Origin of the sequence: Legionella fallonii LLAP-10, assembly GCF_000953135.1 — a bacterium.
GTDB lineage: Bacteria > Pseudomonadota > Gammaproteobacteria > Legionellales > Legionellaceae > Legionella > Legionella fallonii.
Map to the genome: position 1 here is coordinate 846,546 of NZ_LN614827.1, position 23,956 is coordinate 870,501.

A 23,956-nucleotide genomic window follows, 5' to 3' on the forward strand; every position below is an offset into this window, starting at 1 on the left:
CTAATGGCGCCTAAAAATCATGCTATTTGAGTCCAATCTGGATAATTCTGAATAAAACCCCTGCATTAGCAAAGGAAAGGGGATAATTAGGGAACATTTTTTTTGCTACCCGACCCAAAATTCGCTATGATGAAATGCTCTTAATTCTTAACATAATTCTTAACAAGTAAGGGATAATGGTATCCGATGGAAGGAAAACAAATCGAGGATAATGACCATAACGAATCGATGATTCCCAAAAGTAAATGGGAGTGGTTACCTCCAGCATGGAATTGGGGAATAATCATAGTCATTATCTTGTTGATAGTTTTGATTTGGTATTTTCTGGTTAGAGATAAGCATAAAGAAAATGTAGTGAAACCAATTCCAGTTGTTTCCGCTTCTTCCTCAAGTCGAGATGTCCCTATCTATCTTTCCGGTCTTGGGAGTGTTACCCCTCAATATTCAGTAACCGTAAGAACGCAAATCAATGGCATCTTGATGAAGGTTCTATATAAAGAAGGTCAAATGGTTAAGGCTGGTGATTTGTTAGCCCTTATCGATACCAGGCCTTATGAAGCTTTGTTGACTCAATATGAAGGGGATTTAAAGCGCGATACTGCATTACTTGCTAATGCTCGCATCGATCTACAACGTTATCAAAAGTTATGGAAACAAGATTCTATTTCGCAACAAGTGCTTGCAACTCAAGTCTCTTTAGTAGAGCAATATGAAGGAGCTGTTAAAGTTGATAAAGGATTGATTCAAGGAACTAAAATCAATTTAATCTATTGTCACATTACTTCGCCCGTAGATGGACGTATTGGTTTACGTTTGGTTGATCCGGGCAATGTGGTGCAAACTAGCGACACTAATGGCATTGCTATAGTCAATACGCTTAATCCCATAACAGTTATTTTTACTTTACCAGAAGACAATGTACCGCAAATAATTCCGTATGCTTATGCTGATAAAACCATGGTGGTAAATGCATATGACCGGCAGCAAAATCAATTACTTGCGACAGGAAAACTATTAACGATTGATAATCAGATCAACCAAACTACAGGCACAGTAAAATTACGCGCCATATTTGACAATAAAGACAATAAGTTATTTGCTAACCAGTTTGTCAACGTGAAGATATTAACCCAGACTTTACGTAATGCCACCATCGTGCCTACTGCGGCGATTCAACATTCTACAACAATAGGAGATTTTGTATTCATTTTAAATAAGAACAATACGGTCACTACTAAACCCGTTGTTACTGGACCTGTTAGCGGTGATGATACCGTTATTAATAAGGGAATAGGGCCAGGACAGCTAGTCATAGTAGAAGGGGCTGATAAATTAAGAGATGGTTCTGAAGTGGTAGCGGGGCATTCTTCTAAATTATTCTCTAATGTTAAGAAGAGAATAATTGCTAACCCAAAACACAGCATAGTATGAGTATTTCTGGTCCATTTATAACCCGAGCGATAGCAACATCACTTTTAATGTTTGCTATTTTACTAACAGGGGTTCTTTCTTATAAATTATTACCAGTGTCTTCGTTACCCGATGTAGATTATCCTACCATTCAAGTCTCTACTTTTTATCCCGGCGGTAGTCCAGAAGTGATGTCCTCTTCAGTCACTGCACCTCTTGAGCGTCAATTTGGCCAAATGCCTGGTTTGGAGCAAATGAGCTCCAATAGTTCTACTGGCGCCTCAATTATTACTATGCAATTTAATCTAGCGATTAGCTTAGATGTAGCAGAACAAGAGGTGCAGCAATCTATTAATGCAGCGAGTAGTTATTTGCCTGTAGGATTACCTAATCCACCTGTTTATAGCAAAGTTAATCCATCAGATACACCAATTATCACCCTGGCATTAACGTCGGATAGTTTGTCATTACCCCAAATCGAAGATTATGCTGAAACACGGCTGGTGCCTAAATTATCACAACTATCGGGTGTTGGTTTAGTCAGTATCGGGGGTGGTCAGCGTCCTGCAGTACGTATTCAAGCTAATCCAGATGCTTTGTCTGCCTATGGGTTGACCATGGAAAATGTACGAAATCTTGTTAGTGCATCAAATGTGAATGCTGCAAAAGGTAATTTTGACGGACCTAGATTATCGTACACCATTAACACCAATGATCAGCTATTAACCGCAGCGGAATATAGGCCATTAATTGTTGCCTATAATGATAACGGCCCCGTTCGCCTCTCTGATGTTGCCAAGGTAATTGATGGGGCTGAAAATACGAAGCAGGCCGCTTGGATGAACATGGAGCCTGCTGTAATTGTTAATGTGCAACGTCAGCCCGGTGCCAATGTGATAGAGGTTGCTGATAGAGTAAAGGATTTATTGGAGCGCCTCCGCCCGGCATTGCCCCATAATCTCAAGGCTGAGGTCTTAACCGATAGAACGGTTAGTATTCGCTCCTCAGTTAATGATGTTCAATTTGAACTACTGCTCTCTGTTGCTCTTGTGGTCATGGTTATCTTTCTGTTTTTACGTAACTTATCTGCCACCATCATTCCTAGTATTTCAGTGCCTTTGGCATTGGTAGGTTCCTTGGGTATTATGTATTTATTGGGTTTTAGTCTGAACAATTTAACGTTGATGGGGTTAACCATAGCGGCAGGTTTCGTTGTGGACGACGCCATTGTGATGATAGAAAATATTATGCGTTACTTGGAGCGAGGAGAAACTCCGTTAGAAGCAGCTCATAATGGCGCAAAACAAATTGGCTTTACCATTCTGTCCTTATCCATTTCGTTGATTGGAGTATTAATCCCTTTATTATTTATGGGGGATGTGGTGGGTAGAATGTTTCGAGAATTTGCTTTAACTTTGACCATTGCCATTCTCATTTCAGCCTTTGTTTCTTTAACACTTACGCCCATGCTGTGTTCGCGGTTATTACATCATCGTGGAGAGCATGAAAAAGGTAGTAAGCTCGAAAAGACATTAGAACAAGGCCTGAATTATTTTATTGAGAAATATAAAGTGTCTTTGGGGTGGGTTTTGTCTCATCAGCCCTTGATACTATGCATTTTTTTATTAACTCTGCTGATTAATGCAATTTTGCTGTTTGCAATACCCAAAGGATTTTTTCCTATTCAAGACACAGGGGTTATTCAAGGTATATCCGAAGCGTCACAAACTATTTCATTTCCAGCAATGGCTGACCGACAGAAAGCCTTAGCTAAAGTGGTACTTGAAGATCCAGCCGTTGAAAATCTATCTTCATTTATAGGCATTGATGGAACTAACAGTACTTTAAATAGCGGTCGAATATTGATCACTTTGAAACCTTTAGAGGAACGTCCAGGTGTTATGGAGGTAATTAATCGCATACAATCTAATCTGCAAAAGGTAATTGGCGCGACTCTCTATATGCAGCCGGTACAGGACTTAACCATCGATACTATGGTGAGCCGTACTCAATTTCAATACAGTATCAGTGCTCCTGATGCAGCTGAAGTGAATAAATGGTCTGCATTGATGTTGGATAAAATGCGTCATCTTCCTATGCTGAGTGATGTGAATACCAATCAACAAAATGAAGGTTTAGTTTCTTATATTAAAGTCGATCGCGATACTGCATCACGCTTGGGTATTACCATGCAGATGATAGATGATACTTTGTATGATTCTTTTGGGCAAAGGCAAATATCCATTATGTTTACGCAAAGCAATCAATATCGTGTGGTACTGGAAGTGTTCCCTTGGTTGCAGCGTGCGTCCACGGCGTTTAAAAATCTATATATTAATTCAACTGTAACCCATTCAACTCAACCTAGCTCTACTAATCTGACGGCAATAGCACCTAATACTAGTGCTCTTAGTCCTGTTTCCCCTGCTAGCGTTAGTGCTAACTCTAGTAACACAGTCACAACTAGTGGCTCAGTACCGTTTAGTACTTTTTCCTCTTTAACTCATACTGTTGGCCCTCTTCAGGTCACTCGTTTGGATCAATTTCCTGCAGCGACTTTGTCATTCAATTTGGCTCCTCATTATTCTTTAGGGGATGCAGTGAGTGCAATCAACGAAGTGAAAAAAGAACTGAATATACCTGAAAGTGTCCATGCGGACTTTTTAGGAACAGCCAAAAGCTTTCAGGATGCATTAAGAAACGAAGGTTGGTTAGTTTTAGCTGCAATTGTTGTTGTTTACATCGTATTGGGAGTACTTTATGAGAGTTACATTCATCCCATTACTATTTTATCTACATTACCGTCCGCCTTTATGGGGGCCTTACTCGCTTTATTTCTTACTCGTAATGATCTGAGTGTGATCGCTTTGATTGCCATTATTTTGTTAATCGGATTGGTAATGAAGAATGCAATCATGATGATCGATTTTGCTTTAGAACAAGAACGTAAATATTTGAAAGAGCCACAAGATGCTATTTATGAAGCGGCTCTCTTGCGTTTTCGGCCAATTTTAATGACTACGATGGCGTCTATGTTAGGAGCAATTCCTTTGGCTTTTAGTTATGGAATCGGTGGTGAGTTACGTAGGCCGCTGGGAATAGCTATTATCGGGGGATTAATGGTTAGTCAGCTCATTACCCTATATACCACTCCCGTTATCTATTTAGCTTTTGATAGAATGGGGCGCAGGATAATGAGTATAGGTCAGTCGAAATTACCGTTGGAAAGCACATGATAAACTTTGTCGATACTTCTGCTCTGTATTGCATGTGTTCTCTTTGGCCAGAGGCAATAACGTGAATTTATCGCTACTGTTTATCCAACGACCTATTGCGACCACCTTATTGGCCATAGGATTGGCACTTGCCGGCATACTTGCTTTTAACCTGTTGCCAGTTGCTCCTTTACCACAAATTGATTTTCCTACTATTACAGTACAGGCGCAATTACCTGGTGCAAGCCCCATTGTTATGGCGACCTCAGTTGCTACTCCTCTTGAACGTCAGATAGGCCGGATTGCTGGTATTAGTCAGATCACGTCTTCTAGCATGCTTGGGCAAATGACTATAGTGGTGCAATTTGATTTGTCTCGAGACATAGATGGTGCTGCTCGTGACGTGCAGGCAGCCATTAACGCTTCCTTGAGCCAGTTACCTTCTAATTTAGTGAATAACCCGACCTACCGTAAAGTAAATCCTGCTGATGCGCCTATTATGATTCTGGCGCTTACTTCAGATAAGTATACTACCGGGGAGATGTATGATGTGGCGTCTACTATTTTACAACAGAAGATTTTGCGTATTGAGGGAATTGGGCAAGTGAACGTAGGGGGCAGCTCATTACCTGCTGTGCGAGTAGAGCTTAACCCCACAGCGCTTAATCAATATAATATTGGTTTGGAGCAAGTGGCTACTATAATTGCCCAAGCCAATACCAATCAAGCAAAAGGACAAATAACCAGTCCAGATGGAACGACTTCTACTATTTATACTAATGATCAAATGTTTAAAGCAGCAGAATATGCGCCATTGATTATTAAATATCAGGATAATAGCCCAGTCCGTATTTCTGATGTTGGGGAGGTTGTTGATTCTGTTGCTGACTTGCGCAATGCAGGGTTTGCAAATGGTAAACCTTCGGTATTACTCGTGCTATACAAGCAACCAGGGGCTAACGTTATTAAAACGGTGGATCATGTAAAGCAGATACTACCTCAACTCAAGGCTTCTATTCCTAGTGCTATAGAAGTAACTACGTTATTAGATCGTACTTCTACTATTCGTACCTCATTACATGATGTTGAGTTAACCTTATTGATTTCCATGTTGTTGGTTATTTTTGTGACCTATCTTTTTTTAGGTAGTTTCCGCACGATGATTATTTCCGGTGTCGCTGTCCCATTATCGTTACTGGGTAGTTTTTGCGTGATGCAGTTGATGGGGTACAGCCTGGATAATTTATCGCTAATGGCATTAACTATTTCTACTGGTTTTGTTGTTGATGATGCGGTGGTGGTGTTAGAGAATGTATCTCGTCATTTAGCTATGGGTAAGAAACCTGTTCAAGCCGCATTGGACGGAGCGAAAGAAATAGGGTTCACCGTGGTCTCAATGAGTATTTCTTTGATCGCCGTTTTTATTCCAATTTTGCTGATGCAGGGTATTGTTGGACGTTTATTTCATGAGTTTGTTGTCGTCCTTTCAGTGGCTATTTTGGTTTCATTAATTGTTTCCTTGTCTCTAACACCGATGATGTGTTCTAGAGTCTTACGCGAGGAAGGTGATGAAAAAACTCATATGTTTATGCGTTTTGTAGAGTCGATGCGCCAGCGTTACGCACACAGTTTACAATGGGCCTTGTTACATCCTTCTGCCATGTTATTACTTACCTTGGGTACTGTGGTGTTGACTGGATATTTATTTGTTGTAACACCTAAAGGTTTTTTTCCTCAACAAGATACCGAGCGACTTGTTGGTTCATTACAAGCAGATCAGAATATTTCATTTCAGAATTTGAAAAAGAAGATGGTACAAATCGTTGAGTTGATAAAAGAAGATCCGGCAACGTTGAATGTTGCCGCTTTTATGGGTAGTGGAGGGCCAGGAGGAAATACTTCTAATACCGGGTCCATTTTTATTATGCTAAAACCTCTACGGGAGCGTGGGGTATCAACAAGCGTGGTACTGAATCGATTACGCAGTAAACTGACGGCGGTGCAAGGGGCGGTCTTGTACATGCAAGTACCACAAGACTTGACTATAGGTGGACGGCAAAATAGCGCCCAGTTTCAATATACTCTTTCAGACAGTAACTTGCAGGAGCTAAACTATTGGGCACCTCGGGTTATGGAGGAGTTATCTAAAATAAGAGGGATAGCTGATCTCAATAGCGATCAACTCAGCCATGGTTTACAAGTTTATGTTAACGTGGACCATGATACAGCCTCTCGTTTTGGCATCACTCCTGAACAGATAGATAACGTGTTATATAGTGCTTTTGGGCAAAGTCAGGTGTCTACTTTATATATGCCTATGAATCAATACCATGTCGTTATGGAGGTGGCACCTAAGTATTGGCAATATCCTGAAACTTTAAATGATATCTATGTGAAATCTTCTTCTGGAAATGAGGTACCTCTTTCAGCATTCTCTAGTTTTGCACCCTCTTCAACTTTATTATCGGTGAATCACCAAAGTCAGGCGCCTGCTGCAACTTTATCATTTAATTTAATGCCTGGGGTTGCATTGGGGGACATTGTGCAAAAGGTCAGTGCAATGGTAAACGATATGAAATTACCACCGACTATTACTGGCTCATTTCAGGGAACTGCTCAAGCATTCCAACAATCTTTAGCTAATGAGCCTTATCTGATTGCGGCAGCATTATTGGCTGTCTATATAGTTTTAGGCATGCTTTATGAAAGTTTAATTCATCCTATTACTATTTTATCTACTTTACCCTCCGCTGGTTTGGGGGCATTACTTGCCTTATTAATTTGTCGCACGGATCTTAGTATTATTGCTCTAATTGGAATTATTTTACTTATAGGAATAGTAAAGAAGAACGCGATTATGATGATTGACTTTGCTTTGCATGTAGAACGAAATGAAAATAAGTCCTCTCGTGATGCTATTTATGAAGCGGCTTTATTACGTTTTCGTCCCATATTAATGACAACTATGGCTGCTCTATTAGGTGCTTTGCCGTTGGTCATTGGTTTTGGTTTAGGGTCTGAATTAAGACGTCCTCTAGGTATCGCTATTGTTGGTGGCTTGGTGGTCAGTCAGCTTTTAACTTTATATACAACACCCGTTATCTACTTAAGCATGGAAAATGCTTCTTTACGCTTTCATCAATTTTTGGAAAAAATTAAATCACGAAGAGGTGCTTATGAACACTAACAATGATGAACTTAGTTCTTTTGCAATTCCCGTGGTTTGTAAAAAAAATTATAAAGTCAGTCGTTCTCTAACGAATAAATTAACGTTAATGTTTATTGGTGGCTTACTGCTGCCGTCATGTATGGTTGGTCCTGATTATAAGGCCCCTAAAGTATTTATCCCTCCTAAATTTAAAGAAATGAAAGGGCAAAAACAAGCAAAACAAGAGCCCCCACCAAGTAATGATTGGAAGCCTATAGAGCCGCAGAATTATTGTCAGCATAGTAAATGGTGGGAGATATTTAATGACCCCTTATTAAATGAACTAGAAGAACAGCTTAATAGGTACAACCAAAACATAGTGAATGCTCAAGCTAATTATATACAAGCGCTGGCCATCGTTGAGCAGGCTCGTGCTAGTTTATTTCCTACAGTAGCGGGTTCTTTTCAAATTTTTCGTCAAAAGCAGGGGGGCGGTACTACCACATTAATTAGTTCATCGGGCGGAGCAACGTCAACAGCTACAACAACAACAGGAGTAACAGGCTCATCGGCAACGACGACTTCTTTTTCTTCTGTATTAAGTGCTTCTTGGGAGCCTGACGTGTGGGGATTAGCCAGACGTACCATTGAATCAGATCTAGCTGCCGCTCAATCTAATGCGGCATTGATAGCTTATACTCGTTTATCAGCTCAAGGTTCTTTAGCGCAATATTATTTTGAATTACGCACTTTGGACACCGATCAAAAATTATTAGATGATACAGTTAAATCGTATAAGAGAGCATTATTATTGACACGTAATCAATATGTTTCTGGAGTTGCCTCTCAAGTAGCCGTCGCTCAAGCTAAAGCTCAATTGGAGTCAGCGGAAGCCCAAGCTTTAAATAACGGTATATTACGCGGACAATATGAACATGCTATTGCCGTGCTTATGGGACGTCCGCCCGCCTCTTTATCGTTGAAGTTTATGCCCTTGGTTTTAAAAGCACCAACTATCCCAGTAGAGGTTCCATCCGTCTGGTTGGAAAGACGTCCTGATGTTGCTGAGGCAGAGCGACTGGTGCAGAAAACAAGCGCTCTTATTGGTGTGGCGATTGCTGCTTACTTTCCGGTTCTATCTTTAACCAGTACTGCAAGTGCTGCAGGCAATACGTTCCATCATCTCATTCATACTCCTTCAATCGGTTGGTCCGCTGGCGTACAAATAGCCGAAACAATATTCGATGCGGGACTTCGAGCTGCCACAGTCAGAGCAGCGAAAGCCGCCTATTATGCTCAGATAGCTGCTTATCGCCAAGCAGTGCTTACTGCATTTCAAGATGTTGAAGATAACCTTATTGCTTTGCGTATTTTAGGAGAACAACGCTTGGTACAAAATAGAGCTGCAGCCAGTTCTAAATATGCTCTCAAATTGGTATTTAATCAGTACAAGGCAGGTACTGTAGATTACACCAGCGTTATTACAGCGCAGATTACAGCCTATACAGCACAAAAAGCAGCTAATGATGTGGCGGGATTACAGATGTCTGCTGAAGTAGGGCTGATAAAGGCGCTAGGAGGGGGATGGGATGCAAAATCACTTCGTTGTGTTCTCAAGGATCATTCATGACTGAATGACGCTTAACAGAGATAAATCCAAGTGCTTACTCACAAAACCCAATGCTACATCCATTATTCAAACTGACGTTAACTTAAACTTGTTTATTCGATTTTGTAGTTTCATTACCATGATTTGCTTGATGTTTGGTGTCTGATTCATTAAAAACGGGTCGATATTCATATTGCGACAGATTAAAATTTCCAGGCTCTGCGCCCAGTACGCGGATTGCTTTATCTACTGACTCATAAATAATACCTTGAATTGTATCTTTAACTGGTATTGCTTTTCGTTCTTCCAACATATGGATTTCTGTAGTAAGTTTTATCACTTCTTGCTCGCAATAGGAGGAATTACAAGGTGTTTGCTTTCTAAGGTTAAATAAGTGTTTGATTTTTTTATCTATTTCTTCCATTTCATGATTATGAGCATCAGTCATTACTTTTTCCATTTGAGCAATAACAGAAGGGAAGGTTTCATGATGATGAGTTACCAAGTTGTCACATATTTTCGATAAAGAGTCTATTTCGGCAAGATAGGAATCTTCGCAATTTAGCTTGTGAGCAGACATTGCATTAACACAACAAGTTGGAAGTAAAGCATCACATTCCTCTCGTGAAAGAAGAGGAGGTTTGGTATTTGTGCGCTTGGACATGATGCTATTCCTTTTGAGACAACCATATATCTAATTATAGCATCCAAATAAATATTGAGTGGGGGCTTGCGTGTTTTTGCAAAAAAATTTGGGATGGCATTTGGGACAGCTAACAATACCTAATCGTTCTAATGCGTATATCATTTATTAGATCTTTTGTTCTCAAAAAAAGTCTGCTAGTGACATAAGAAGTCTATTGTATAATAGAGCAATGAATAATTAATTGGGATTTATTATGCATGCATCATCTGAAAGTACATCTATTATTTTTGCAAGAGAAATTAATGTTGACTTGGCTGCAGCTAAACTAACCTGTTTAGGAGCGCATCTTCTGGATACTAAAGCCTGTTGGTTATTGAGAGAAAGTTCAGTTGTAGGTCTTCTTACTGTTACTTTTTATAGTAATGAAGAAAAAGAATATAAGAATAACCGCATTGGTTTTATTGATGGGGAATGGGTGTTTGTCTCTGCGGATAGGAACAAAGCACTAGATTTTGCCAGTAAAGCAGAAACCTTATCTAAAAGCCACCTTCCAGAAAACAGTGCCGAATCCTTGTATGAACTGCTTCGGTCAAATGAGTTTAATCCGAAAAATATAGTACACCCTAATGGCATAGAAGTATCTCAAACATCAGCGTACAGAGGATATGTTGATTTTGATGAGGATGAACCAGCATCCAGATATTCATGTTGGTAGGATTATTTATACTTTTAAGCGTTCTCATTCTTGACAAATTATTGCTTAAAAAGTTAGCATACAGAACTTGAATCGTTAATGGCGTCAACAAAGTTTAAGCTCGGCTGTAAGCAACCAAGCGATATGTGCTTAAGTTGATACTATTAACTCTTCGTTTTCTATCGAATCTAACATAAAGAATATTTTAGATAATGAATTTAAAGATTAATCCTACATGCGGTAATGCGAGTTACAGTAAATTGACTGTAGGGTCTTCTTTTGTTCGTGTAGTCTTAGTGTTACTCGTCCTTGTGGTGGTGCTTCACTATACCCATTCCTAAGCTCTGAGCCGGCTAACTCTCTAACTTATCTGCCCCGCCTCAGGGCGATAGACCAGGCAGATAGAAATGAAAATAATGATTATATTGTGCGTTTTTCTTAAGCCCTGACAATATTTTTAGGAGTTATAGTGAATACATTTAAAGATAAACATCAATGGATAGCAAAAGCATATCCTTGGATTATTTGGACCATAGCAGCGAGCTTTTTCTTCTATAAATATTTAATTCAGGTTTCTCCCAGCGTGATGACTGATGATCTGATGAAGGCGTTTCAGGTTCATGGGGCTGGCTTGGGTAATTTATCTGCATTTTATTTTTACGCGTATCTAGTGATGCAAATTCCAGTGGGGTTGATGTTAGATAGATACAGCCCTCGCTTATTAACAACAACAGCCATTTTTGTTTGCAGTATCAGCACTTATATTTTTTCTCAAACAGATACGTTCTGGGTGGCTTGTGCAAGCCGTGCGTTAATGGGAGCAGGAGCAGCATTTGCCGCAGTATCTTGCTTTAAATTAGCAGCGGTATGGTTTAGCCCTAAACGTTTTGCATTAGTTTCGGGAATGTTCATGACTGCAGCGATGCTAGGTGCTGTTGGCGGACAAGTGCCTTTATCGATCCTTGTTCAAAATCAAGGCTGGCGTAATGCGCTTGAAATTGTCAGTGTCATGGGGATTGTTCTGGGTGTGATTTACTTCTTGGTACTCAGAGATAAACCAACAAAATCAGTACATCCTCATCATAATAAGGAAAAAGCCACTCATTTGCTAAAACATATTGTGACTAATAAACAAGCATGGGCACTTTCTTTATACAGTGGGTTAGCCTTTGCTCCTGTCTCAGTATTCGGCGGATTGTGGGGAGTACCATTTTTAGAGAAGGCTTATCAGCTTTCGCGTACAGATGCGGCACTTGCAGTATCCTGTATTTTTATTGGTTTCGCTGCTGGCGCACCTTTTTGGGGATGGTTTTCTGACTATATTAAACGTAGAAAACCCGTTCTATTTATAGGTACATTTTCCGCTTTAATCTGTTTGTTAATAGTACTCTACAGCCCAAGTCAAGTTTTGTTCACCTTGATGGTTTTACTTTTTATCTTTGGCTTTGGTGCTAGTGGCTTTTTCACCAGTTTTGCCATGATTCGCGAATTGTTTCCCCTAGTTCTAGTGGCTACAGTTCTGGGCATTATGAATACTTTTAATGCTGTATTTGAAGCATTATTTGAACCGGTAGTGGGAGCCATACTGGACTGGACTTGGGGAGGGGAGATACTCAATGGAATGCATCAATTTTCTATTAAAGGATACTACTTATCGTTATCTCTATTGCCCCTTTCTTTGATTTTATCCTTGATTATGTTAACAGTGATTAAAGAAACGCATTGTCGGGTGATAGACGAGAATTGATGTAAGTGTTCACGCTGCATCCTCGAGCCATATTTTTGAACGAAAAACGCACTGAGAAAATACGGCATACATCAGCGAGGTAGGTTGGGTTGTACTTTGTTTAACCCAACCTTGTTAGATACTATTCATATAGCACGAAAAATTCCCTCCCCTGCGCGAGAAACTCTTATCCAATAGTCAATCGCGTGGGAGGGGTAGTGAGAGGGCCTTCGAAAGGTGAACGATATTTTGTTTGGCTACCCCTCTATAATCCCTCAATAAAAAGGCTCAATTTTTCATTAATTGGCATGGCATGATTTTTTAATGCTTTGACCAATTTTTTCTTCGCTTTTTCAGGATTTTTATGATTAAAGTAAATGCTTTGTGCAATTTCCGTGAGAAAACATTCAGGCTCTAAACCGTTGGCTTTATCAATAAATTGCTCTGCCTTAACAAGATCTTCCTTTAAGACATGCACTAAAGCTAAGCCACCCCAGGCGTCAGCTAATTCATCAGCCAGTACAGCTGCATTTTCATAAGTTTTCTGAGCTTCATTAATATGGTCATTAAGTAGTTGGCACCAGGCTAGAGAGATATAGCAATCATAAAATTCAGGATAAATTTCTATGGCCTTACGCAAGATACTTTCTGCGGAGTTAAACTCTCCTTGGGCCATATAAGTGGTGCCTAATGCAAACCACAGTCTGCTGTCTTGCGGACTAATTTGTAATAAGGTTTCAATTTCTTCAATAGATGTTTCTTGTGTCATGAGTCTAATCATAATATTGACTAGCTTGGCATCGTAATTATCAACGCTTAATTCTAGAGCACGAATGCTTGTTTCTTTTGCGAGGGTTTCTTCTTGGAGATCAAAGTAAAGAAGGGAAAGAAAACCTAGGGCTTCTGCATCATTAGGATTCAGTTCCAGTATATTTTCAACCAAACTAATGGCTTCATCCATTGAGTCTTGCCTATGTAGAATACGAGCCATTAACAGATCTGCTTCCGGATGATGATCGCCATCAAGAAGTGGGGCCAATACCTCCCATGCCTTTTCTAAGTCCTGATTTATGAAATAAATACAACCCAAGTTATAGCGAAGAGCCGGGGTGTCCATATATTTTAATGCTTCAACGAAGCAATTCTCAGCTTGCGGTAATTGGCCTTGGCTTAAGTAGAGTAAACCTTGATGGCCTAAACAAGCATCATGATCAATTGCTTTAGCTTTATCCAGGTAGCTTTGAGCTAATTCCAGGTTATCGTGCTCGAGATAAAGAGAACTTATCTCTACCAATAAAGAGAGGTTGTTTTCATCTTGTTTTAGAAAAGAAAGATAACGTTCTAAAGTATCTGGCATTTGTTGGGTATGCATTATAGCCTGTCCTTGTAATTAATAATGAAGTAAGACCACGCGCGGATAGTATAGTATTCTTGAGTTTGAAAAGACATTTCCTTGGTGGACTGCATATGCGTATTAATACATCGTGGTAAAATTCAAAACATGAATAATATCAGGTCTATTTAAAAAAGCCCAATTTCTTTTGGATAGCATTTCAACCAGAGGGCTTTACCTGTTTTAAACGCTATATTCAAAAGAGTAAGAGAAAGATCAAATCACCGATAACCGAGCTTTTCTTCATTACGATTTATTTCCTGGACGCTTGCCGTTGCTCATGTAGAAATATTATTTAACACACCAAATTTTTTTCGGCAAAAAGCCATTATCACTTCTGACATACTGATTGTAATTTATTGTACATCGGGTGGTTTTAGCAGCTAATGGTTGGGTTAATTTGATGCCTGTTTGATGATATTCACATACGATAAAAATTTTTTCCTTGGAAGAGAATCGCCATTTAGCCATTTTTTTAGTAATGGAATAGGGTTTTAAACTGGCTCCTTCTTTGGGATGTCCCGAATAAAAAGAGATACCACTTAAAAAATTGTTGGGAATATCAGAAATAGTTTCCCAATTATTAGGTGCAATATTGATATGCTCTATTCTATTTATTTGTTTAGGGCAATTAGGTGTATAATTTTTGGCTTGTAGCCCAGTGGAGCTATATGTAAGACATAAGCCAACTACTAATTTCCAATAGTTCATTGAGTTCCTTATAAAGCGCTTGACTTTAATTAATCAGGTGGTTGTCAATCCTGAGCACTATAAAGGTTTGGCGTCAATGAGCAACCTAATAAAGAAAGCCTTTGTTGTGCTCAGAATAATAAAGATGGCAGTAATTATAATGGTTCTTATATTGTTAAAAAATATTTATTATTACTAGACTCCAATAAAAAAATAATGTACCTTAATTTTGTAATTTTTATAGGTTGTTTTTAACAATTTAAATGCCCATTAAGCTAATATAAAAAAGTTAATTTGAAGTTTTTAAATTTGTGTTATTGAGACGAGAAAAATCACTTTCCGTCTTTTTTATTTCAAATATCCTATATAAGTTTAGTGGTAATAATAAAGAATGCAGGATAAAAATTGGGTATAAATTGCTACCCACTGCATAAAAAATAAATGCCACGTTGCTGCTTGCGGCAATGAGACGTAATGTCAAAATCCTTTTGACATAAAAAGTCGCAAAAACCAATGAAGCAGCGATATAGCCTACTATATCAATCATCGCTTCCATTTTTAACTCCATTTAAAAATCCTCATATTAAACATAGCACTTAGTCTGCCGGGGTCGCAAGTGCCTTTCAGGTAGTCGCATCCAACGAATAGTGCTCTTTTTTGATTGAGAACTTTCTTGGTTTGCTATTTTTAGTTTGCAATTGAACTATTTAATCGATTATAGTCTTGGGCACTAGAATAGGTGAACTGGACTAAATGGATTTATGGCAATGATACGAAAATGTTTTTATAGCGTTTTGGCTTTTGAGGTAATACTTGCTAGTATAACAATTGGTGCACAAGATGCAGCGGCACAAACCATATTTGGTCTTGGCATGGCGCAGCAATTTACCCAAAAAGCTAATAGCAATTTTTATATTCAGGCAGGTAGTTTTACAAACAAATCTAGAGCAATTCAATATCAATATTTTTTACAATCAAAAACCACATACCCCATAAAAATAGTAAAAAATAATAATTTTTATAGGGTGATTATAGGTCCAATTCATCGATCTTCAGAAGTAAGACGAGTCGGTAGGTTAATGTCTTCTTCAATGAAAACAAAGCCTATTACTATTAGTGCGCGTCAAAAGCCGGTTTCACAGAAAACAAAACAGAACCATATTGAGCAACAATCCAAGACTTCTGTTGTTACTAGAGTCACTCCAGTTTTAATTCCTGCGCATAATACGGCAAACTGGTTTGTTTCAGTGGGGGGAGGGGCACAATTTCCTCAATTTAACTCCAATATGGTCGTTAATAATAATTCAGACTTCCCACCACCTTTTGACGTAGATATCTATTCAACTAGTAATACGAGCCAAGGAATTATTGGTGTGACAGCGGGGCGTCGTTGGGAACGAGATAGTCAGTGGTTTCCATCTTATTCTCTAGGCGTGCTTTATCAGTACTTTTTTGAGACCAATGCTGGTGGTACGGTGATGCAATATTCTCTTCCAGAGTTCACCAACTATACTTACAATTTGAATTTATCATCAAATGTTGTAATGGCATCAGCGAAGTTAAATCTTTTTGACTACGCACAAAAGTTGTCTCCTTTCGTTAATGGTGGTATTGGCGGGGCCTTTAATAAGGCTAGCGGGTACAGCGAAGCGGCTTTACCTGGAGTGACGCCTAGGATAACCCCCGGGTTTACTGACAATACAACTAATCAGTTTGCATACATGGTTGGGGCTGGTCTTGATTACAAAATTAAACCGCAATTGATTGTTTCAGTTGGATATAACTATGTCAACTTGGGCCATTTCTCTTCGGGTCTGGGTATGCAGACTTGGTCTGGTCAATCATTGAATTTAGGAACTTATCAGTCCAATGATGTATTTGCTAGCGTCAGTTATCTATTTGAAAAATAGCCATTAAAGGATTAATGTATAATGACTAATATAAAATCGTGTTCTTTTCTTGCTCTATTTTTGTTGTCTTCACAAGCTATTTCAGGAGCCAATCCAATTTCTTGGCAGTTGAACCAAAATTTTGGTGATGCCGTACCTGTTGGCCGTACATCAAGCATTACATATACCCTGACGAATCAATTACCTTTCCCCTTAGTGAAGCCTCTTCTTATCAAGAAAAATGCCAGTCCTCAGAGCGAGTTCAGCTATGTCGATAATTGCTCAGGAGTTCGCCTGCAATCGAAAAAAAGCTGTACTGTGCAAGTTAATCTTAATCCGCTAGTTAATGGGACTAAATCGATGCAATTAACGATTGCAGGATACGATAATAATCAAGTCCCTTTACCTCAAATAACAACAGAGGCTACAGGACAAATTCAGTCAGGGGTTCAGGGGAGAACAACTCAATCCTTACCTAGCACTTTACAGGCAGGCGTGAGTGCAAGCTATAGCTTTGTATTCACGAATGAGGGCAAGACAACAGCGAGCAATTTATCAGTTTCCGTATCCCAAACTGTTGGAACAGCGAATATTACCTACAATAATTGTACTAACTCTTTAAATAGTGGCAGTTCATGTACTGTCAGTGGGGTATATATTTCAAATTCTACCTCTCCTAGTGTGCAAAATGTATCCGCACAATTGACCTTTAGTGGAGCATCTGGAAGTCCTGCTACAGCATCTACGAGTACCATAATAACTGCGCCTCCTGGTGATATAGTGGGATCTTTAGTCAGTCCTAATTATCTTCCTCCGCTGATAGTGCAAGGGACTACTCATAACGTACAGTTTTTATTCACCAACGTCACTTCAGGATCTATTAATCTAGGTTCAAACAGTGTGACCTGTACGGACAGTAATGGTCATGATTGCTCAGCACAAATATCTTTCATTGCTAGCAATAATAGCTGTAATATTCCCTCCCTTCCGACCACCGGGGCATGTCAAATATCCGGGACATTTACAGCACCAGCAGCAACGACTCCTGCAATGACTTATAATATTCAAGCTCAGTTAAGTTTTACCGGTACAGGAACTCCCGCAACAGTGGTTACTTCCGGTTCTGTCGTGGCTTCGCTTCCAACGACGCGTACTGTTACTTTGATAAACCAATGTAATTTTCCAGTATGGTTCTCTTTGAATGGTTCCTCTGTGAGTAATCAGACGTGTGCTGCAGGTTGTCCTTCTGGAACCAGCTGTAATGCAAGTACTGGCGAGTGCTACTGGAATAATTACGGCCCCAATTCAGGAACTTACCAATTAGCATCGGGTGGTGGAACAACAACTGTTACCATTCCTACTCCATCTTTTAGCTCGAACGGGATTCAATGGAGTGGCAACATTTCTGCCAGTACCTTGTGTAATCCAAGTTCTCCAAGTGGTGCATGTGGGCAAGCCAGTTGTGGAAATAGTAATGGAAGTACCGCTTGCTCCCCTGGAATTGGCTTTACTCAACCGGCTACGCAGGCTGAGATTACCATGAATTTAAATACCGATGACAGCTATGATGTTGAGGTAATTAATGGGTTCCATATCCCCATTTCCATGGCACCTATGTATTATTCTGGTATACCTGCGACAGCAAATAATTACACCTGTGGTATTCCAGGAGGGTACAATGGCGGAGTTACCACTAATGGGTTTGGTTCATGTAATTGGGACAATGCTATACCTCCATCAACAAAAAATGGTTATTATTGGGTAACTGGTGGTGGCAGTAGTTGTAATATTAATACGACAACTACTCAGTGTCCTGCTGGACAACTCTGTGGTTTAAACAGTAGTTTTAACCAAACTTGCGGTAATTTCCTAGGATACTGGTCAGCAGATCAAGTCTGCTCTCAAAGTAATCTTTCTTCTACCGTAAGCAATTATTTCCTATGCAAGCAGGCCTTACCTGGGAATTTTCCAACAGGAGCAACTCTCTATAGCTTAATGGCATGTTCTGTCCCCACAGGAAGCACCAATCCAACCTATAACTCATGTTATTTATCATATCCTAATTATACTGCTGAGCAGATTCAAACCTGTTGCGGTTGTGTTGATTGGTGGAATAGTTCCGAAACTGGTGGTGTGGCCATAGGGGCCAATTCAACGGCAGCGAGTTGTATGTCTCAAACTGATCCTCAATGGAATCAATACGTACAACCTATGATTCAATGGATGAAAGCGACCTGTCCTTCAGCGTACACCTATCCTTTTGATGATAAAACAAGTGGTTTTAGTTGTACTAATAATCTTCCAAGTCAACCGAACTCCACTGGATATCTCATTACTTTTTGTGAGGGAAATTCAGGATTACCTGCAGGGATAACGGAGGGGCGTTAGATCGAGGAGAAATTATAAATGTAGCCTCGATCGGCGCAGCGTAATCCTCGTACATCCTTCACCACAGCGAGTTTGGCAAGAGAGACGGATCACCGGCGAAAGCCGGTATCTATAATGCTTTTCAACATTTTATGGATGCCGACTTTCGTCGGCAATTCGAATAAGGCGGGAAATTTCATTGTCGATATGGTGTTCGTGAGTGAGCATCTGCTATGTTTAATAATAGTTGTTTTAGAACGGGTGCCGGCGCGGTATCGTGGATCATGTGGTACCTCGAGGTCAAGGCAGAGCTTTTTTGGAGCAATTAATTCATAAGCATCAACGTTCATTCCATGGCCTGCATGCGATCAGAGAAATAGAAAACATTAATAGCAATTATAATTACGACGATTTGTTGGTCGCTGTTAATATTTGGGGCAATAAAGCACTGGCAATTGATCCTATAAGTCTTGGGCTAATAAGGAAATTAGTGCGCGCCCAATCTACCAAATATGCAAATAACGACAAGTATGCTGAAGATAGTGTATAGGTGTGTTTGGCAAGTTATACCTCAATAGAGATTGTTGTTTGAAGATTGAACCAAATTTTCTTCGATAAAGCTAAATGAAATTAAAATTACCTATTATCCCGATCTCTATGATTATATCCTGATTTTTTAATATCCCATTCTCTAACGAATACATGATCTTAAAAAGCATTCATTTTGAATAAACTATAATTTAATTGTCTATAATTTAGTCATAATGTTAATGCATTGGAGATTCTTTATGCCAACACCTCTTTTCCCTCCTGATAATCAGCTCGTACAAATAGAACAAGGAAGGGTGGGTAACTGCTATCTATTAGCAGGTCTAGATTGCGTTCTTAATAAAATGCAAGGAGGAAGAGCCCTAGCGAAACAGCGTTTTGTTGAATATCCCGATGGCTCCGTGCGTGTACAAATCCCTCGTAACCCACATTCTCCTCATCTTAATCCTGCTGTAATTGGTTCAAAATATGTTTTGGATCAAAGTGATCCCAATTTTGATTACTGGCATATTCCCAAATCAGAAATAGATCGCATGGATGCTCCGGGTAATGGAGCAAAAAGTAATTGCCTTGCGGTAAAAATTATGGAACGTCTTAGTTCATATTACTATGTTAAGCCCCCCAAAATTGCGGGAATTGGGGAAAGCCTAATAGCCCATAATCATCAAGGGCATGGTGAGCGCTATATGGGAACGGCAACCGATTTCGTCGCCAATTTAATGGGTGTTCATGTAGATCAACTATTTGGACGACTATACGATAGACAAATGAATTTCGATGATAAAGTGAACAAGTTAATTCGTTTAAGAGAAATGAATCCTTATGCTCCTGTTTATTTAGAATTGAATTGGGGGCAGCCTGATGCTTTTGGCAAAATACATGGTCGTCATGCCGTACGAGTTGAAAAAATAGTACCAGATGGACGAGGAAGCTATAATGTGCATGTAGTTAATCCGTGGAATAATACCCGATTAGAAACCCAAGTATTCAATATCGCCGATTTAAAAGTTAGAGATGCATGGTTTAGCCATTATAGTCCAAGCAGTCAACATTCCGCATTAACTGAAACTCTATTGGCTTGTAGTAGTACTCAAATAGGAAAGCATGTTTATGCTAATCCTGATTTAATGAAAACATTGCTAACTTTTCAAGATAAAGCACCGCACTTAGCCAATAATCCGAAAATAATCGAATTACTTGTTAATACTCATAAAAATAATCCCAAACTACTACCTGTTATAGATAAATTGCTTAGTGATCCAACTCAGGCTGCACGTTTAGCGACTAACATACAATATAGCAACCAGCGAGAAGATCTCTTAGTGCGCGGTATTGTCAATCAACTCGTCTATCATCCTGATCAAAGTTTGCTTAGTTCTTTACCCATAAGATTAACTGGTCCTATTCTTCGAGATATGGCCGTGGATGCAAAATATCGAAAAGACCTTCCATTGGAACAGTATTTTTCTTCTCATCATTTCGTTAGACGAATATTGGATGGTGCTATTGAGCAAAAAGCATCATCAGATCCAATGATGGGGGGAGATAAGGCTTTAGCACGAACTTCTATAGAGCATGAATTAGTTAATTACTATTTATCAGGCAACAAAAATTATGTTACTGAGCCTAATCTCAGAGCCTTTATTGATGCGGGTGTTATTGATATTAGGACTTTACCACAAGTTTTATCTCAGCCAACTATGCTTTCTAAATCACTTCATTATTTTTTAAATACGAGGGATCCAATCCCCGTTGGGTTGACTGATTTTTTTAGTAAAGTAACTCCAACACAAATAGATGCAGGTTTTGCTAATGATTTTTTTACAAAAGCTCGTTGTTCTGATGTGAAGCGGCTGTGTGAAGACTTATATAAATTAAGTGCCACTAATCCTGCTTTAGCCAAGCATTTATTGACTGTAGGACGTCAAAAAGTAGATGGATTTTATCCGGGAGCATTTGAACGATTTGCCCAAAATGCAAGTGCAGTCAGTTCGCCAGATTTATCAAATTGGCTGGATGTGGATGGTAATAAGCAAGCAAAAATTGATGCGCAAATATTAATTTCTAATAATGTGAGGCAAATTAATTCGATACCAGTGGTTTACCCTGATCCAACGAATGTTGATGCGATTAATCAGCATTCCAAAAGACTACGCACTCTGCTTGAGGACTTAGCAAAAAATCCTGAATTAGAAAGGGCTAAAAGAGTACTGGGAATGCCCACTAATCCTCCAGAAATCCAGCAGGCATTGGATGCTAAAATGAGGGAAGTATCAACAATAGAACTACGGCATTTACAACAAATTAAACAGCAGTCGGCACAAAAAATTATTGACAATCATGTGCAAAAAATAAAGGATTTTCCAGTCAATCTAGGTGGATTAAACACTCAGCAGCTTGAACAGCGCGCTGTTGATTTACGCTCCATATTAAATGAGGATTCCTACATACTTGCTAAGAAAGCGTTAGGTCTGAAAAGTGATCCTCCTGAAATTACGGGCGTTTTTGTTGCTAAAGCTCAAATAATAGATGCTGCTATAGAGGAGCATTTAAAACACGATAAAGTTCAAGTTAAAGACACAATACTAGGGGAGGTTAATATACTTATCGGTCGAGTCAAAGGGAAAGGGGCGGATGCAATTGCTAGAGTTATTGAGCAAGTTAAAGAGGAATATAATAATGATCCCTATCACGATGGATTATTGAGTGCCAAAGAAAAGGAAGAACTATTTCGAGATATAGCCAATATCGGTGCTAGAATGGGCGCTTTACCCCAAGCTAAACTTGAACAGCTTAAACAAATCGATCTTCAGCGGCTTAAAGCTCCCGATCAACTAACTCCTGACGTGAGACAGCTAGTAAAGGATCTTCTTAGGGCTCCAATTCTGATTGTAACTCCAATTCCAATTATAACCCCAATTCCAATTCCTGTTACACAAGATAAAATAGCAAAGTGTAAAAGAGAGATTGAGGCAATAACTGTAAGTTATCCGGATCATTCAATCAGTGGAGTAAGGGAACATAGAAATGCTCTTCTGAGGGAAATAAAAAATATAAGAGAAAAGCCTGAGTATGCTGATGTAAGTAATCAAGATGCTGTTTTATGGGCACAAAAAGCAAAAGTAGATAAGATTAAGGCTGAATCAGATGCACTTCTAATCGCCGCATATGAAAAGCAGTTCAATGATTTTCCTATAAAATTTAAGGAAACAACACTTTCAGGAGCAGGGACGGAAGCAAGAGCGATGCATCAAGAATTGCGCATTGCCTATAAGCAGGCAAGAAGAGATTTAGGTTGTATAGATAATTTAAGTATATCTAAAACTCTACCTACAGTAATAGAGAATGCCTTTAAAGCAGCTGGAGAGCGAATAGATAAAGCAGTACATGACTATAAAAATGATTTAAGTCAAAAAGGACATAAACATCATAACTTTAAAGCAAAATTAGTACACGTCAAGAATGGACTTGAAATTTTTGATCATCATTTAGAAGAAATAGAAAAAATGGTAGATCGCTTGAAAGCATCTCCGTCCAAGCAACATAAATATGGTCATGCAGAAGAGCTTCGTAACTCTTTAGTCGAGGCAAGAAATACTTTCTTAACTAAAAATAAAGATATGAACGAGTTCTGCGAGAAATGCACCAATGCAATAGCCAAGGCTAAGCCGCATCTAGAACAACATGAGGCGTCCAATACTGGTATTAAGGCGCTTGATGCCATCATCGATTTCTTTAAAGCAAAACTTACGAAGACAAAATCAGCAGAAGTGGTGGAGGAAGTATCTTATGAGGTTGGACGTCTAAGTGGGGGATAAGCAAAAGCCAATTAAGTTGACTCAAAAGGAGTTATTATGAAAACTATCAGTAAGGAAGAGCTGTCTAATATTACTCCGGATCATGCAATAGATTTGCTTATAAAGGGAAATCAGCGGTTTATACAAAATTTGCGATTTAATCGCAACCTATTACAACAAGTGAATGAAACTGCTGATAATCAATATCCCTTTGCCGCTATTTTAAGTTGTATTGATTCTAGAACTCCTGCCGAATTAATATTTGATCAGGGACTGGGCGATGTTTTTAGTATTCGTATTGCTGGTAATATTGTAAATAGTGACATTATCGGTAGTTTAGAGTTTGCCTGTAAAATTGCTGGTTCTAAATTAATAGTGGTTCTTGGGCATACGAATTGTGGGGCCATAAAAGGAGCTTGTGATAAGGAGCAGTTAGGGCATTTAACACAGTTGCTGCGTAAAATTGAACCAGCAATTGAACAGGAAACTTCTTTTAAAAAAGATAGAAATGGGAAAAACTTACCCTATGTGAATGAAGTTGCTAAAATTAATGTTACGGAAAGTATACAGATGATTTTGAATGAAAGCAGTATTATAAGAGATCTCATTGCTCAAAACAGTATTAAAATCATCGGTGGCTTATACGATGTTGTTTCTGGGGAAGTTTCCTTTTTTTATTGATGAATGTTTGAGGCTGATCGGCTCGAGTAATTGTCGAGAATCCTTTAACCCATGCGCTGCCTTAAGCTTTTGTGCCCATAATCAGGGATTTCAGTACACTGAGCTAAGGCATTCCCGTATTATGCTGCGCTAATACGGACTA

15 protein-coding genes are annotated in these 23,956 nt (G+C 39.2%); 11 read left to right on the forward strand and 4 right to left on the reverse strand.

The genetic code is table 11. The annotated features are described in order from the left end of the window. Positions 1–186: 186 nt before the first annotated feature. The 4 genes from LFA_RS03335 (at position 187) to LFA_RS03350 (ending at position 9,403) form a co-directional block, all read left to right on the forward strand. Positions 187–1,431: an efflux RND transporter periplasmic adaptor subunit gene (locus tag LFA_RS03335; protein ID WP_045094918.1), complete on the forward strand. Its 1,245-nt coding sequence runs from the start codon at positions 187–189 to the stop codon at positions 1,429–1,431. After that, positions 1,428–4,646: an efflux RND transporter permease subunit gene (locus LFA_RS03340; RefSeq protein WP_045094919.1), complete on the forward strand. Its 3,219-nt coding sequence runs from the start codon at positions 1,428–1,430 to the stop codon at positions 4,644–4,646. Before LFA_RS03335 ends, LFA_RS03340 begins: the two co-directional genes overlap by 4 nt. A 61-nt stretch (positions 4,647–4,707) precedes the next feature. Further along, positions 4,708–7,812 carry an efflux RND transporter permease subunit gene (locus LFA_RS03345; protein ID WP_045094920.1) on the forward strand — a complete coding sequence of 1,035 codons (3,105 nt, stop codon included), beginning with the start codon at positions 4,708–4,710 and terminating at the stop codon, positions 7,810–7,812. Next, positions 7,802–9,403, forward strand: a complete 1,602-nt coding sequence (locus LFA_RS03350; RefSeq protein WP_045094921.1) for an efflux transporter outer membrane subunit — start codon at positions 7,802–7,804, stop codon at positions 9,401–9,403. The genes LFA_RS03345 and LFA_RS03350 overlap by 11 nt, the downstream gene beginning before the upstream one ends. An 82-nt stretch (positions 9,404–9,485) precedes the next feature. Here LFA_RS03350 and LFA_RS03355 read toward each other — a convergent pair whose 3' ends face one another. Further along, entirely contained in the window at positions 9,486–10,046 is a 561-nt protein-coding gene (locus LFA_RS03355; protein ID WP_052673839.1) for a hypothetical protein, read from the reverse strand. 235 nt (positions 10,047–10,281) lie between these two features. On the opposite strand from LFA_RS03355, the gene LFA_RS03360 reads away from it, so the two are divergent. Both LFA_RS03360 and LFA_RS03365 read left to right on the forward strand, forming a co-directional pair. Then, on the forward strand, positions 10,282–10,743 hold the full coding sequence (locus LFA_RS03360; RefSeq protein ID WP_052673840.1) for a hypothetical protein: 462 nt from the start codon (positions 10,282–10,284) through the stop codon (positions 10,741–10,743). 448 nt (positions 10,744–11,191) lie between these two features. Further along, entirely contained in the window at positions 11,192–12,469 is a 1,278-nt protein-coding gene (locus LFA_RS03365) for an MFS transporter (RefSeq protein ID WP_045094922.1), read from the forward strand. Between the two features lie 244 nt (positions 12,470–12,713). On the opposite strand, the gene LFA_RS03370 is transcribed toward LFA_RS03365, so the two are convergent. From LFA_RS03370 to LFA_RS03380, 3 genes are all read right to left on the reverse strand, one after another. Then, entirely contained in the window at positions 12,714–13,820 is a 1,107-nt protein-coding gene (locus LFA_RS03370) for a tetratricopeptide repeat protein (protein ID WP_045094923.1), read from the reverse strand. Between the two features lie 312 nt (positions 13,821–14,132). Continuing rightward, positions 14,133–14,552: an STY0301 family protein gene (locus LFA_RS03375; protein ID WP_045094924.1), complete on the reverse strand. Its 420-nt coding sequence runs from the start codon at positions 14,550–14,552 to the stop codon at positions 14,133–14,135. 268 nt (positions 14,553–14,820) lie between these two features. Further along, positions 14,821–15,087 carry a hypothetical protein gene (locus LFA_RS03380; RefSeq protein ID WP_045094925.1) on the reverse strand — a complete coding sequence of 89 codons (267 nt, stop codon included), beginning with the start codon at positions 15,085–15,087 and terminating at the stop codon, positions 14,821–14,823. A 211-nt stretch (positions 15,088–15,298) separates the two neighbouring features. Here LFA_RS03380 and LFA_RS03385 point away from each other — a divergent pair, with 211 nt between their 5' ends. From LFA_RS03385 to LFA_RS03405, 5 genes are all read left to right on the forward strand, one after another. Then, positions 15,299–16,441 carry an SPOR domain-containing protein gene (locus tag LFA_RS03385; protein WP_172653456.1) on the forward strand — a complete coding sequence of 381 codons (1,143 nt, stop codon included), beginning with the start codon at positions 15,299–15,301 and terminating at the stop codon, positions 16,439–16,441. 21 nt (positions 16,442–16,462) lie between these two features. Continuing rightward, complete coding sequence (legT, locus tag LFA_RS03390; protein ID WP_045094926.1) at positions 16,463–18,808, forward strand: Dot/Icm T4SS effector LegT; 2,346 nt, start codon at positions 16,463–16,465, stop codon at positions 18,806–18,808. 256 nt (positions 18,809–19,064) lie between these two features. Further along, a complete protein-coding gene (locus tag LFA_RS03395; RefSeq protein ID WP_045094927.1) occupies positions 19,065–19,337 on the forward strand; it encodes a Clp protease/crotonase-like domain-containing protein in 273 nt (90 codons plus the stop codon). Between the two features lie 238 nt (positions 19,338–19,575). Then, positions 19,576–23,154: a hypothetical protein gene (locus LFA_RS03400; protein WP_045094928.1), complete on the forward strand. Its 3,579-nt coding sequence runs from the start codon at positions 19,576–19,578 to the stop codon at positions 23,152–23,154. Positions 23,155–23,190: 36 nt separating this feature from the next. Further along, on the forward strand, positions 23,191–23,814 hold the full coding sequence (locus tag LFA_RS03405; protein ID WP_045094929.1) for a carbonic anhydrase family protein: 624 nt from the start codon (positions 23,191–23,193) through the stop codon (positions 23,812–23,814). The last annotated feature ends 142 nt before the right edge of the window (positions 23,815–23,956 follow it).

Bases quoted from the DNA above. Each gene is read 5' to 3' on its own strand.
- LFA_RS03375 (WP_045094924.1), bottom strand. From the start codon at position 14,552: ATGAACTATTGGAAATTAGTAGTTGGCTTATGTCTTACATATAGCTCC.
- legT (WP_045094926.1), top strand. From the start codon at position 16,463: ATGACTAATATAAAATCGTGTTCTTTTCTTGCTCTATTTTTGTTGTCT.
- LFA_RS03405 (WP_045094929.1), top strand. From the start codon at position 23,191: ATGAAAACTATCAGTAAGGAAGAGCTGTCTAATATTACTCCGGATCAT.
- LFA_RS03400 (WP_045094928.1), top strand. From the start codon at position 19,576: ATGCCAACACCTCTTTTCCCTCCTGATAATCAGCTCGTACAAATAGAA.
- LFA_RS03370 (WP_045094923.1), bottom strand. From the start codon at position 13,820: ATGCATACCCAACAAATGCCAGATACTTTAGAACGTTATCTTTCTTTT.
- LFA_RS03380 (WP_045094925.1), bottom strand. From the start codon at position 15,087: ATGGAAGCGATGATTGATATAGTAGGCTATATCGCTGCTTCATTGGTT.
- LFA_RS03355 (WP_052673839.1), bottom strand. From the start codon at position 10,046: ATGTCCAAGCGCACAAATACCAAACCTCCTCTTCTTTCACGAGAGGAA.
- LFA_RS03385 (WP_172653456.1), top strand. From the start codon at position 15,299: ATGATACGAAAATGTTTTTATAGCGTTTTGGCTTTTGAGGTAATACTT.
- LFA_RS03360 (WP_052673840.1), top strand. From the start codon at position 10,282: ATGCATGCATCATCTGAAAGTACATCTATTATTTTTGCAAGAGAAATT.
- LFA_RS03350 (WP_045094921.1), top strand. From the start codon at position 7,802: ATGAACACTAACAATGATGAACTTAGTTCTTTTGCAATTCCCGTGGTT.
- LFA_RS03340 (WP_045094919.1), top strand. From the start codon at position 1,428: ATGAGTATTTCTGGTCCATTTATAACCCGAGCGATAGCAACATCACTT.
- LFA_RS03335 (WP_045094918.1), top strand. From the start codon at position 187: ATGGAAGGAAAACAAATCGAGGATAATGACCATAACGAATCGATGATT.